This window comes from Streptomyces sp. 8L, from assembly GCF_020176795.1.
Classification (GTDB): domain Bacteria; phylum Actinomycetota; class Actinomycetes; order Streptomycetales; family Streptomycetaceae; genus Streptomyces.
Genome location: NZ_JAIUKE010000399.1, coordinates 1 through 11,867, shown reverse-complemented (window position 1 = coordinate 11,867; position 11,867 = coordinate 1). Strand labels below are relative to the sequence as shown.

The 11,867-nt window shown below is 70.1% G+C and carries 13 protein-coding genes and 1 pseudogene; 3 read left to right on the top strand and 11 right to left on the bottom strand.

Annotated elements, in window-relative coordinates; all coding sequences use genetic code 11:
• The first annotated feature begins 1,250 nt into the window (after window positions 1–1,250).
• Window positions 1,251–1,913 carry a MarR family transcriptional regulator gene (locus LCE31_RS28490; protein ID WP_225019228.1) on the top strand — a complete coding sequence of 221 codons (663 nt, stop codon included), beginning with the start codon at window positions 1,251–1,253 and terminating at the stop codon, window positions 1,911–1,913.
• Window positions 1,907–2,323, top strand: a complete 417-nt coding sequence (locus LCE31_RS28485) for a hypothetical protein (RefSeq protein WP_069772233.1) — start codon at window positions 1,907–1,909, stop codon at window positions 2,321–2,323. The genes LCE31_RS28490 and LCE31_RS28485 overlap by 7 nt, the downstream gene beginning before the upstream one ends.
• A gap of 409 nt (window positions 2,324–2,732) precedes the next feature.
• Here LCE31_RS28485 and LCE31_RS28480 read toward each other — a convergent pair whose 3' ends face one another.
• Window positions 2,733–3,518: a hypothetical protein gene (locus LCE31_RS28480; RefSeq protein WP_225019226.1), complete on the bottom strand. Its 786-nt coding sequence runs from the start codon at window positions 3,516–3,518 to the stop codon at window positions 2,733–2,735.
• A gap of 297 nt (window positions 3,519–3,815) precedes the next feature.
• On the opposite strand from LCE31_RS28480, the gene LCE31_RS28475 reads away from it, so the two are divergent.
• Window positions 3,816–4,799, top strand: coding sequence for a hypothetical protein (locus tag LCE31_RS28475; protein WP_225019224.1), 984 nt, complete (start codon window positions 3,816–3,818; stop codon window positions 4,797–4,799).
• A gap of 125 nt (window positions 4,800–4,924) precedes the next feature.
• On the opposite strand, the gene LCE31_RS28470 is transcribed toward LCE31_RS28475, so the two are convergent.
• The 10 genes and pseudogenes from LCE31_RS28470 to LCE31_RS28425 form a co-directional block, all read right to left on the bottom strand.
• On the bottom strand, window positions 4,925–5,185 hold the full coding sequence (locus LCE31_RS28470; RefSeq protein WP_225019222.1) for a hypothetical protein: 261 nt from the start codon (window positions 5,183–5,185) through the stop codon (window positions 4,925–4,927).
• Window positions 5,182–5,487: pseudogene (locus LCE31_RS28465) on the bottom strand (DUF6247 family protein). Before LCE31_RS28465 ends, LCE31_RS28470 begins: the two are co-directional and overlap by 4 nt.
• A gap of 103 nt (window positions 5,488–5,590) precedes the next feature.
• Window positions 5,591–5,887 carry a hypothetical protein gene (locus LCE31_RS28460; RefSeq protein ID WP_225019219.1) on the bottom strand — a complete coding sequence of 99 codons (297 nt, stop codon included), beginning with the start codon at window positions 5,885–5,887 and terminating at the stop codon, window positions 5,591–5,593.
• The gene (locus LCE31_RS28455; RefSeq protein WP_225019217.1) at window positions 5,884–6,081 is read right to left on the bottom strand and encodes a toxin-antitoxin system HicB family antitoxin; all 198 of its coding nucleotides are present in this window, start codon (window positions 6,079–6,081) and stop codon (window positions 5,884–5,886) included. The genes LCE31_RS28460 and LCE31_RS28455 overlap by 4 nt, the downstream gene beginning before the upstream one ends.
• A 183-nt stretch (window positions 6,082–6,264) precedes the next feature.
• On the bottom strand, window positions 6,265–7,218 hold the full coding sequence (locus LCE31_RS28450) for a hypothetical protein (RefSeq protein ID WP_225019215.1): 954 nt from the start codon (window positions 7,216–7,218) through the stop codon (window positions 6,265–6,267).
• An 80-nt stretch (window positions 7,219–7,298) separates the two neighbouring features.
• Window positions 7,299–7,796 (bottom strand): hypothetical protein, encoded by a 498-nt coding sequence (locus tag LCE31_RS28445; RefSeq protein ID WP_225019213.1) that lies wholly within the window; start codon window positions 7,794–7,796, stop codon window positions 7,299–7,301.
• 155 nt (window positions 7,797–7,951) lie between these two features.
• Window positions 7,952–8,338, bottom strand: a complete 387-nt coding sequence (locus LCE31_RS28440; protein WP_225019211.1) for a hypothetical protein — start codon at window positions 8,336–8,338, stop codon at window positions 7,952–7,954.
• Window positions 8,339–8,387: 49 nt separating this feature from the next.
• Window positions 8,388–8,945, bottom strand: coding sequence for a telomere-protecting terminal protein Tpg (gene tpg / locus LCE31_RS28435; protein WP_225019209.1), 558 nt, complete (start codon window positions 8,943–8,945; stop codon window positions 8,388–8,390).
• 3 nt (window positions 8,946–8,948) lie between these two features.
• Window positions 8,949–11,063 carry a telomere-associated protein Tap gene (gene tap / locus LCE31_RS28430; protein ID WP_225019207.1) on the bottom strand — a complete coding sequence of 705 codons (2,115 nt, stop codon included), beginning with the start codon at window positions 11,061–11,063 and terminating at the stop codon, window positions 8,949–8,951.
• A gap of 258 nt (window positions 11,064–11,321) precedes the next feature.
• The coding region (locus tag LCE31_RS28425) for a hypothetical protein (protein WP_308042321.1) at window positions 11,322–11,867 on the bottom strand (546 nt) is incomplete at its 5' end.

Below are 11,867 nucleotides of genomic sequence, written 5' to 3'. Positions count from 1 at the left end.
GCGGGATATGCCCCGGCAAGCCGGGGCATAGAGCGCGAATTGCGCAAGCGCAATTCGGATTCCCGCGCAAGCGCGGGAATGGAATTCCGCAAGCGGAATTCCGAACGGAATGTAATTCGCGCAAGCGCGAATTGGAGACGACCGCGCAAGGGCGATCACCGGGGCTGGCTACGAGGGGAGGTGCATCAGGCGCGGGCCTGTGTAGGGCTTGGGTTTACTGTCCACCACCCTCGTAATGAGAGTGATGGACCGTCGGCCCGATCGGGTGCCGACTTCCACCGCAGTGACGGGTTCCGCTGCGCTCCACCCGAACCCCTCCCTCACCATCGAAACCGGCCACTCACGTTCACCAATACTCCGCCAGCATACACGGCAATGCGCTATAGCGAGGCCGCTTACGTCACGCATCACCCTGGCGAGGGAGCACCCGTCCAACGTGATGCATCGTTGTGCATGACTGTGTAGTGTTTGGGTTCCAGCCGCACTACCCCCTTGCACCGGCCATAAACTCACAGCGCGAATTCGATTTACGCGATCCGGAACAGCCTAGCCACAGAACGGAAGCCCGATATGGGAATGGCGAAATTCAACGTGCGGAGGTACCTGAGCCGAATGGCCCCCGGGCCATTCGGCGGAACCATCCACGTTCCACGGCCACGCCTTACTGCTGTTGAGCGTCACGGCCGGCACCACCCGAGACTCAGAGCCGATGATGCCGTCCACGACCGGGGCCTGAGCGGCTGAGCCGCACGCGAAGCAGCCTCAGCCCTCGAAGTGCCGGCGCGCAGCGGGGGAGCCCGGGGCGGCCGGGTGGCGCTCGGATGGGTGAGGGGCCACGGGCGCGCGCACTTGGTGGCTGTGGTGGTTGGTGCCGTCGGAGGCGCTGGCCCGAGTGGGAACCGAGGTCCTGGTGCGGCCTACGCGCGTGCGCGCGTCTTAAGGAAAAGAGAGCACCTCGCGAAAACGTGCTCTGACCTGGGGTTTTGCGAGGGGCGATGTGTCAGCCTCAACACATTGACCTGCGGAAATGTGCTCGCGGTGCCACACCGACACCCCTATTTGCCAATCCAGCTTGTACAAGTGCGGATCGTTGCAGGTGCCTACGGGTTCCCGGCTATCACGGCGCGAATCCGGTGTGTCGGCGTCGACACTAAAGCGCCACGCCAGCATGTACAAATCTGCCAACTGGGCTTGAACAACTGCTAGTGTCCGGCGCGTGCCCCACAAGATCGAGGACAGGATTCCCGTCGATGCCTCCCCAGCCCAAGCGCCCCTCCCCCGGCCGCGGCAAGGGCCGCATCGCTGCCGTTCCGCCTGGTGGTGACAGCGCCTTCCGCGAGACCCTGTCCTCCAGGCTGGGCAAGGACATCAAGCCGCCGACCCGCAAGCGGCCCGTGCAGCAGATGGACGTCAGCGTCCGGTACACGTACCGCGCGCCTCACGACATGTACGGCCGGTCCGGCTACAGCGTGGTCTCCAACGACTTCCTCGCCGACGTCCTGGCGGTGCTCATCGCGCAGCACGGCATGTCGCCGATCCAGTCCGCGGTCCTGCTGTGGTGCATCGGTCGGCAGCGCGAGGGCTGGCTGCGCGCCACGCACAAGAAGATCGCCGACAAGCTGGGCGTGGAGCGGTCGAACGTCACCCGGGCCATCGGCCGCCTGGAGCAGTGGCACATGATCCAGCGCGTCGACAACGGGCTGATCTTCGTGAACCCGATGCTCGGGTTCGAGGGCAACGGCGACGTCCAGCGCGAGATTCTGGACGCGCTGCGCGACAAGGTGACCGGGAAGCTGCCCGAGGACGTCTTCCCCGCCCTCAACGCTCCGCCGCCGCCGCGCAGCGTGCAGCTGGAGCTCGGTGCCGAAGACGGGGAAGATGGAGTCGTCGACGAGGAGGGGCAGGCATGCTGATCCAGGCCAGCGCCGGTTTCGGAATGCTGTACCGGCTGGACCTCACCAAGGCCGCCATGGAGCTGCTGAGCGCCCTCATCGAGCGCCAGGAGCCCGGCGGCGAGGTGAACGCCTCCCAGGCCGAGCTGGGGGCCCGCGTGGGCTTGTCCAGGAACTCCGCGAACACTGCGATGTCTCTGCTGGAGAGCAGGAACCTCGTGCTGCGGCCCAAGGACCGCAAGTACCGGACCTACTACCTCCACCCCTATGTCGCCTCCTACGCCTCTCAAGAGGAACTGGAGGAAGCGATCGAGGACGCCGCCGAGCGCATCGAGGCCGGCGAACTGCCCGAGATCACCGCCCCGCTGTACGAGACCGCCCCGCCCAAGCGCCAGAGCCAGCCACTCCGAGCCGTCCGCGCCGCCGGGTGACACCACCCGCATCCGCATCCGGGCGATGACCGACTACGAACTGTGCCCCTACCGCAGACAGATGTGCGGCAGGGGCACACACGTCTGCCCGAGCGGCGCGCTCCCGGCGCTGTATGCAGCAGCCGTGCATAGATCCCGTCCCGAACATTGCAGATCTGCGATGTTATGCAGCCGCGCGGGCGGGCCAGGGCCCTGCTGAACACCGTGGAGCAGCAGGCGCCGGATGGCGGCAGCGCGGCCCGAGCAGCAGGCAGCAGCTGGCCGTGCTGCACCGGCCGGGCCGGGCTGCTACCCGTGCAGCACCCGTGTGCCGCCTGACCCATGCAAATGCTGCGCTGCACCTCGAACACGGCCCTGCTACCCCCGACGTCCACCACCAGGAGCACGAGCAGCAGCCGAGCAGCGGCGACTACAGCACCGTCCCGGCCAGGGCCCGGCGATCACCGGTCAGGGCGTAGCGCCGAGCAGCGAGGCCGTGGTCGAGCGGCTCCCCGATCTCGTCGCACAGCAGGGCCAGGACGTCGGCGGCCTCGGTGTCGGACAGGTACGCGGGGGCGACTTCGAGCATCAGCTCCCCGATCGCGTGGTTGACGGCGACGAGGTCGTCGACGACCGCGCGCAGCGCGGCGACGGCCGGGTCCGCTGGCGGTTCGGCGGGTGGCGGTGGTGGGGTGGTGCGGACGTCGCGCACGGCCTGGCGGACCACGGCGTGCACCGCAGCCGGGTCGAGGGCCTGGAGGCCGCTGTGGGCGAGCGCGGCGAGGCGGCGGGTGATGATCTCCGCGACGGTGTCCGTACGGCCGGAGACGGCGATCAGGGCCCGCTGAGACAGGCCGTAGTCGAGCGCGGCCGCGCCGCCCGGGTCGGTGTCTCGCGTGCGAGACAGCTCGGGGCCGGCGGCGACGGCGTCGTGGATCGCGGCGAGCGCGCGGGCGACATCGAGGAGCCGGTATGCCTGGGCGCGGCTGATGCCGAACTCTGCGGCGCAGTACGACTCCCAGCTCGGGTGCCCCAGGGGGAGCCAGACGCGGGCGGCGTGGGCGTCGCGGACCCGGGCGGCGAGCACCGCCACGGAGCGCCGGACGTCGTCCATCGCCTCCCGCAGCCCGGCCGTCATCTCCTGGGCGCGGGCCGCGGTGAGCGGCGGCCGCGCCGGGTCGGCGCCGTGCTCCTGGTCCTCGTCCTGCTCGCCCACGACTCCATCGTCCTCCCGGTCGGCGGGCGAGGCCAGGGCGTGCGGGAGCGCGGGCGTGGTCGGGCCGGCGCCCGGCGTCAGACGCCGGGCGGGACCTTGGCCGTCGTAGGAGTCCTCTGTCTACCCAGCGTGATTGGAACGGGTGGTCCTTGCTCGTGGCGTCTTTCAGCCCTTGCCCGAGCCCTTTAAGCCAGACCATTTCATGCGGCCCATCACGGTGCTTCTACCTGGTGATACTACGCAGCGAATCCGATTGATGACTTAATCTGTGGGGGACTTGTGGCTCGTAACGACCTGATGACTGCCCTGTTGGACACCCGGCGGGCGTTGGAGGAACAAGTCACCGCGCTCGGGGACCGCGTGGAGATCTCACGCCGTGAGATCACCGAGACCGTGACCTCTCAGGTATCCGAGCTCCGCGCCGACAACCGGGAGACACGCAACCGCGTCAACAGTGCCTCTACGTCGCTCTCGGAGATCAACAAGTCGCTCCCCGGGCTGCGCCAGGACGTCGCCGACCTCGCGCGCGTCGTCTATGAACTACGCGCAACGGTAGGAGACCTCTTCGCCCGCCTGCCCGAGTCTCCCTCCGTCGTCGAGAATCCAGACCGAGAGCAGCCGCTGCCGACGGAGCCGCCGGAGCCGCCGGAGCCAGTACAGCCTGAGCAGGGCAGGTTCGCCGACCCCAGATCTCCGCAGGAGCCGGACACCGCCGCCCCCGTGGACGAGGACGCTGAAACCGGCAGTGCGGCTGTCTCTGAGCCCGGCCGGCCCGGGGAGGGCGCCGAACCCGAGTCCGCAACTGCTCAACGGCAGGCGGCCACCGAGGCAGCCGCCAGCGCACACCCCGGCACGGAGGGAGAATCGGCGAAGGACGGCCTCACCGCGGTACAGAGCCGGCGCGCCGACCACGACATCGTGCTCCGCAGGGCCGCGACCGTCGGCACTGTCCACGTGGTCTGCCACCGCGACATGTGGGACTTCATCCAGGAACACGCCGCGGACATCCCCCACTTCCGTGCCCCGGCTACCCCCTCCGAGGAAGGACACGACCGGCTGAGGATCACCCTGTCCGGCCGTTCTCTCATCGGCGTGCTCATCGGCATGAGCAACACCCGGACCAAGAGCGCGGAATACGGGAAGGACGACGGCACCTGGGCACTGTCCGGCGCCGTGTATGAGCGGCTGGCGCACGACCTCACCACCACCAGCCGAACCGGCGCCGAACCCCTGACCGTGACCTTCGACGACGGCATCAACGACGTCCCCGACGCCCAGTGACCTGACCGGCTTTGGGACTGCTGAACCCATCTCCACAGCGTGGGCTGACCCTGCGGTAGTTTCAAAACGTTCCGTCCCTCGACAACCACAATGCCGAGGGACGGAACGTTGCCGCGGATGCCTGGCTACGCGATCCAGACGATGTTCAGGACCGTCAGGCTGTCCAGGGGCCGGTTGATCCAGAAGGTGAGGGAGAGCTGGCCTACGGCCGCGTAGCGGACGTCCTCGCCCTCGTCGTCGTCGGTGTCGAACTGCCGAAACCCCCACGGATCGGCGGCGGCCGCGGCGAGGATGTCCCACATGGTGTCCACCGCGTGCTCGGGCAGGGAGCCGAGAACCTTGGCGGCCGGGGCGCAGACGCGGACCGCGTACGGCGACGGGCTCACACGCAACGGCGGCGGAGCTGCGCCAGGCCGACGGTGTCGCTGTCGTCGTAGCCGGAGGCGACGAACGCGTCGACGGCCGGGGCGTGCGCGATGCGGCCCTGCCAGTCCTGGACGACCTCGTACAGCCCGGCGAGGGAGAACGTGCGCCGGGATTCCTCGAGGGCGGCCGACTACTCCCGCTCGAAGGCTGGCACCCAGGTGTTCGCTCGCTTGTCGGCGCGCAGCTGGGCGAGGAGTTCGGCCGGCGCACCGGGCGCGGGGGTGTACGGAGTGAGGGGTGCGTGATCAGGCTGCGCGCTCATCGGCTTTTCCTCTTCTTCATAGGAAGGGCGCGGCCGCACACCGTCGCTTCGTCGTCCGTGCCCCAGCTGCGACATGCCGCCCTGCCACCGCTACAGGGCGGGGCTAGAGGTCCTGGACGGCCCGCAGCGCTTCATCGACGCGGCCCATGGTCGCGGGATCGACGGGCCCGAGGAGTTTCGCACCATCGAACCGGGCGGCGCGCAGTTGGACAATGTTGACCGCGACCGCGGTACACGGGATCGGATCACCGATCACGACCGACATGGCCGTATCGGGGTACTTGCCGCTGTCGTGCAGCACAATCACGAGGAGGGCTCCGTACGTCTCCTCCAGGCCGCTCAGACTGATGACGAGGACGTTGCGGCCGTCGGGCAGGGCCCAGATCTCACCGCGATTCACAGGGCGTCGCCCTCGCCCGCCAGGTCGTCGTCCAGGCCGAGCGCGGCGAGCCGGCGTCCGGCATCGAGGGTGGCGGCGCGGCGGGCGGCCCGCACGACGTACGCGTTCACGCTCAGCCCGGCATCCGAAGCCGCCGTCCGGAGCGAGGGCGCGAGTTCGCCGGGGATGCGCAGGGTCATGGTGGTGACAGACATGGTTGCAGGATAGCCACCGGTTCACGGTGGCGTAAGACGGTTGCGCAGCTGGCCGTCTTCTTCGCGGGAAGGGCGCTGCCGCACGGCGTGGTGCGGAGCATGGTGGTAATCCGCCGGCGGCGCGGCGTCGCCGGCGAGGTGGTGGACCGGTACGCTCGCGCGGCCCTCGGGGATCGGCCCGAATCACGTATGCCCGGGGCCGTCCTCAGCGGTGATGTCTTCGCCGCAGTGCGCGCACAGGCGTGGCTCGGGCAGCTGCTCGGTGTCGGTGATCTGCCGCAGCAGGTACAGCATCCGCTCGGCGCTCCCTGGCGCCACGGCCGCCATCCGGCGCCCGTCCGGCGTGACTTCGCTCCGCCATTGCGCGGTCAGCCGGGACATCTCGTGGACCTGCCCGGGCGGCAGGGACCAGGTGGCGCCCTGTGAGCGCAGCCCGGCGGCGAGGTCGTCCAGGTCGCGGTGGCTCCAGATCAGCACGGTGAGCTGGGAGAGGATCGCAAGGAGCGTGTCGGCGCCCGAGCGCGGGTCGCCGGCGCCCGGCGGGATGCCCTTGGCGCGGGCGGCGACCAGGCGCAGCAGTGGATCGGCGAGGATCTTTCCATTGACGTCGGTGACGGTGATCTTGGCCGCTGCCGGGCTGCGGCGGGTGCCGGAGGGAGTGTGGCCGCGCTCGGTGTAGTCGACGTGCAGCAGCCCCAGTGGCCGCTGGCCGTGGTGCAACAGGTCTTGGGCGGTGTGGACCGCATCCTCGCGTTCGCGGGCGGCTTCCTCCTGGCGCCGGCGAAGGCCGCGGATGTGCCAGCACGTCAGACACAGGGCGCCGTAGGGCTCCGTCGCGATCGGTGCGACGTCGGGCCGGGCCCCGCAGTCCCCGCACACCCGGGCGGAAGTTGACCGGGCGCGGGCAGAGGCCAGTTGGGCGGCCGTGGACGCGGTCGGCTCAGACCGTTCGATGAGGTAGAGGGTGATCGTGGCCTTCCGGCCGATCCCGTTGAGGCCGTCGACGGTGGCAGCCGGCGGACCCGGCCGCCGCGGAAGATCCATGGCCTTGAGCTGCGCGGCGGTGGCGTAGGTCCGTGGGACATCCCGCCACGAGGTGAAATGCGGCAGGCGGGTACTGGCATCCGAGTTCGGCATGAGGGCCTCCGTAGCTTGGTGGATGACCGGAACGGGCGGCGGGGCCCGGCGAGCGCACCACCGGGGCCGCGCGGGTACCGCTACGAGGAGAGGGCACGGGCGACGGCCTGGGCGTGCTCGCGCAGCGGCAGATCCTGCTGGTCCCAGGTCGCCGCGATGTAGTTGAGGAGCTCGGCCGTCGCGCGCTCCGAGTCGCTCGGTTCGCTGCTGAGGACCTGAGCGGCGACGGCGGCGAGGTCGACGGATGGGGAGGCTGGCTCTTCCCTCCCGTAGCCGGGACGGGGGACGACGGCCAGGCGCAGGGTGTACTCGTTGCCGGTGCGGGTGAGCGCAGTGATGGTGTCGAGGTTGAGTGGCCCGAAGGATTCCTGTTCGAGGGCGGCGCGGATGAAGTGCGGGTGGTTGCCGATCGCTGCGACGACGGCGTCCCAGGCGTAAGCCACCCGCTCAGCATCGGGGTCCGGCTCCACGGCGGCCAGGGAGATTTCGAAGCCGGTGCCGTCGGCGTCACGGAACCAGACGGTCTTCTCGCCGGCCGCGGCGGGGGCGACGAACCTGATGTGTGGGCTGCGGCGCAACGCTTCGGTGATGCAGGTTGCGGCGTCTTCGGCGTCTTGTGGCACGGCCGCTTCGGGGTTGTGCACGGGACTGCTCCCATGGAGTCGGGGATGATTGCGTCAGAGGCGGGCCCCCGGCAGTTGCGATGCCGGGGACCCGCCTCATGGTGCAGACGTCAGCTGGCCGGGGTGAGGGCCAGGGTGTAGTGCCGGCCGGTGGCCAGGTGGACCGTGAGGGCGTCGCCGTTGGCGGTGGCGGCCCGGTAGGCGGGGTGGGCCAGGAGCGCCGGGACGACGACGTCGCGCAGCACGTCGGCGGCGGGAGCGTTGGCCGGGGCCGGGGCGCCGGTCGACTGGAAGACCTCGCCGTCGGGGCCGTGCTGGAAGTCGAGCACCCAGGTGCTCCCGGCCGCGGTGAAGACGATGTCACCCGCCGCGTCGGCGTCGGTGACGTCGCTGGTACCCGAGTGCGCCTCCAGGACGTCGGCCAGGCGTACGGCCTCTTCGTCCACGGCGCTCAGCGGGCTCTTTTCCAGATCGATGAGCGAGATGTCGGTGGTCATGGTCCAGCCTTTCGGTTTGCGGATTCTTACCTGGTGAACGATTCCTCGTCTAAAAGGAAACGTCCAGATAGTCGATATCATTGATTTCGACGTCTGATAGTCCCATGGCGCGGCTCCCGCCGTCCTGGAAATAGATTTCTTTGAACCCTTCGGCGATGATTTCGCGCATCTGCTGGTCGCTGGCTCCCGCGGTGCGGGCGTCGAAAAGGCGCTGCGCGTACGCCGGGGGCAGGTGCACGGTCAGGCGCCGGAACCGTCCGTCGTCGGTCGTGCCGACCGCCGCGGTGTACCCGAACCGCGCCCTCGTCTCCACCGTGATCCCACCCGAGGCGGCGGCCTGGCGCTGCCGGAGCTTGCGCACTCGCGGCTGCCACCGCTTGCGCACCGCGCTGTCGATCTTCGCGGCGACGTCGGCGCGGGCGTGCTTGCGGGCGCCGCGCCGGTAGCGATTGACGGAGTCGGCAGTGACCCCGAGCTCCGCCGCGACGGCCTTCGCGCTGCCCAACTGCTTGAGCAGGTAGCCGATCTGACCCTTCAGCGTCTTCGGCGGGTCCTTGGTGAACGCCTCGCGGTCGGCCCGCTCGATCGCGTCCTCGATCTCCCCCACCGTCTACTCCCCATCGTCCAGGACGGCGTCGCCGCCCTTGATGTGGCGGGCCGGGTTCAGGCCCTTCTCCATCAGGTCGACCGCCCACAGCATCGACTGCACGCCCTCCAGCTTCGCCAGGCCCGGGGTGGGGCCGAGGCGGAACCCGCCGGGCTGCGGCTTACCGGACGCGGCATACGGAAGAAAATCGAGCGGACTCTCACCGGGGCTCGGGTAGACGACGCAGTCGGACAGCACGGCCAGCGGGTACAGGCCGGTCAGTTTCACCATGTTGTTGAGCTTGCGGTGCATGTTGACCCGCGCCTTGCTGATGACGGCGGCCCGGATGTCGGGGCGCCACGTCGGCCGCGCGAGGGCCGGCCACGGCTCGCCCTCCTTGTAGTGGCGGCCCTGCGGGCGCTCGCGCAGCTTGCCGACACCGCCCTTCACCGTCGCCTTGATCGCGGACAGGACCGCGCTCAGGGCCGGGTCGACCTGCTTGTGCCGCTCCATCGCCGCGAGGAACTCCGCGTCCGACAGGTCCTTCGTGACGCCCATCTCGGCGAGCGTGTCGACGTACGCGGTCTTGAGGCGGTCGTGCCACGGGTCGAGGTACGCGCCGGTCTCCCGCCGCAGGTACGCCTCGATCGGGTGCACATCGTGCCCGAGCTCCTGGGCGTAGGCGACCGTGTGCGTCTGGTACCAGGCAGGTCCCGTCGGGCGGGAGCCGTCCGGCGTGAACGGCGACGGCAGACGCGGGTCCAGCTCGATGTGGGACAGGTCGACCAGCCAACTCCCGGGGATCTTCGGGTTGAACGTCGGGGCGTGGAAGTGGTCCGGCCCGGACAGGCCGACGACCAGGCGCGCCGCGGCGGCGAGGAACGCGGTATTGAGGTCGAGGCCGACCGCGTACGGCAGCGTGCACTCCTCATCCGTCAGCAGGCTCGCATCGCGCACCCACTGGTACGCCTCCTCGTTCAGGAAACCGCCCTTCCAGCCGGAGTTCACGACAACGGGGTGTTCCGGGGTGGCCTCCGGCGGCGCCGGGTCCATCGGCTCGCTGCCCAAGGAACCCGAGTTGTGGCCAGGGACCCAGTTGCCGGTGGCCGGGTCCTGCACGGCCTTCGTCGGCGGGCGCATGGCGGTCATCAGCTCCAGCCCGGAGACGGCGGTGGAGCCACGCGGGGTGATGACCCGCATCGCGTAGACGCCGAGGACGCGGGCGATGTCGGCCGGCGCCATCTCCGCGACGCCGGGCCACGACCGCTCATCGAGCGCGTCCCACGACAGGACCGCCAGCTGCACGCACTGCCGCTCGCGGCCCTGCGCCTTGCGGTAGATCCGCGCCCACGGGCCGAACCCGCGCTGCGTCAGCTGCCACCGGGCCTTCGTGACCTGCTTGACCACGGGGTGGTCCTCGGGCAGGCGCAGGGAGCGGCGCTGCTCGTGGCCCTCCAGGCGCTCGGGCAGCCCCAGCTTCACCGCGGCTGCCGCAGTGAGCACGATCAGCGGATCGGAGTCCTTGCCGTACCGGTTGAGCTTCGACGCGCCGAGGCCGGACTCGCGCAGCGTCCACTCCACCAGCTCCACCACCGTGGTCGCCGGGCAGTCCAGCACGAGGCCGCCCACGGCGTACGCGGAACCGTCGCCGTCCAGCACGGCGAGCGGCCCGTGCGGGAAGCGCGGGTCGGTCGCGGGAGCGGCGGCCTTTCTCGCCGCCGGGCGGCGGGACGACGTTGCCCGGCCCACGGCCGGATGCTCGGGCACGGCCGGGGCCTCCACCGGTGCGGCGGTCTTCGCCTCCGGCTCGGGGGCGGCGGGGCCGGTGAACGTCTGCGGCACCTGCGGCTGCGGTGCGGCCACCGCGGCCGGGGCGGAGGGAGCTGCATGGGCGGGGTACTTCGCCGCCCACCCGTTCAGTAGCCGCTGGTACGCCTCCAGGCGCGGCGGCTTCGGCTCGGAGCGGCCGTTCTCCCAGTTCTTCACCGTCTGGGTCGTTGACTTCAGGGCCTGCGCGAGGCGGGCTTGAGTGATGCCGGCGGCCTCACGGAGTCGGGCGCGCTCGGCCGGGGGCGGGAGCTGCGGTTCCTCCGCCAGCAGGGCGTCGATGTTCGCGAACAGCTCTTCCTCAGATGCCATGTCTACCTCCACTCGGAACGCTAGCATCTTTTAACCCCCTCGCACTAATTTTTTACCCCTCTATTTTAACCCGTTCGGTCAATGTGTGGTGTGTGGTGTGGTGGCACCCGGAACCGACGGCGATCCTCCAGGAGGAGCGGGAGCGCGCGCAGACCACGGCCCACTGCGCCGCCGGACGGCGGCGCCCCCCATGTCGTCTGCCACGGAGAAGTCAGTGGAGTCTGCCACTGGATGTCAGTGGTTCTGCCATGAGGCGTGTCAGTAGGTGCTGGCGTCGTCGGCGTCGGTGAGGCGGAGGCTGTACCGGACGTCGTCGGCCAGGACGGCGGTGCTGTCGTCCGCGCGGACCAGGAGCCCGGCGTTGAGAAGGCCCGCGACGGTGGCCGCGGTCGGTTCCTCGGGGTCGGTGGAGACGGAGCCTTCGTAGGACGCCTGGAACAGCACGGCCGCGTCCTGCCGACTGAGGACGTCGCGTTGGAGCGGCCGGTAGTGCGGGTCGTCCGGGTGCCGCCACGGTTCGGTGTGGTCGGCGGGGTGGACCCGGTTCATCTGCCGGTCGCTGAGAACGTCCAGGCGCGGGCTGAGGGTGAAGTGGGCGGGGGCCGCGCGTCGCAGGGCGTACGGGCCGGCGAGGTGGGGGTAGGCCCAGGCCCGTTCGATGGCGTCGCTGACACGGTCGAGGTCCCAGCCGAGGGACTCGGCGAGGAAGTCGGCGGTGAGGGGGGCGAGCGTGAAGCCGCCCCTGAGCGGGTGGGGCGCGGCGGAGCGGCCGTGGCCGCGTACGTCGTACAGGACGACGTGGAA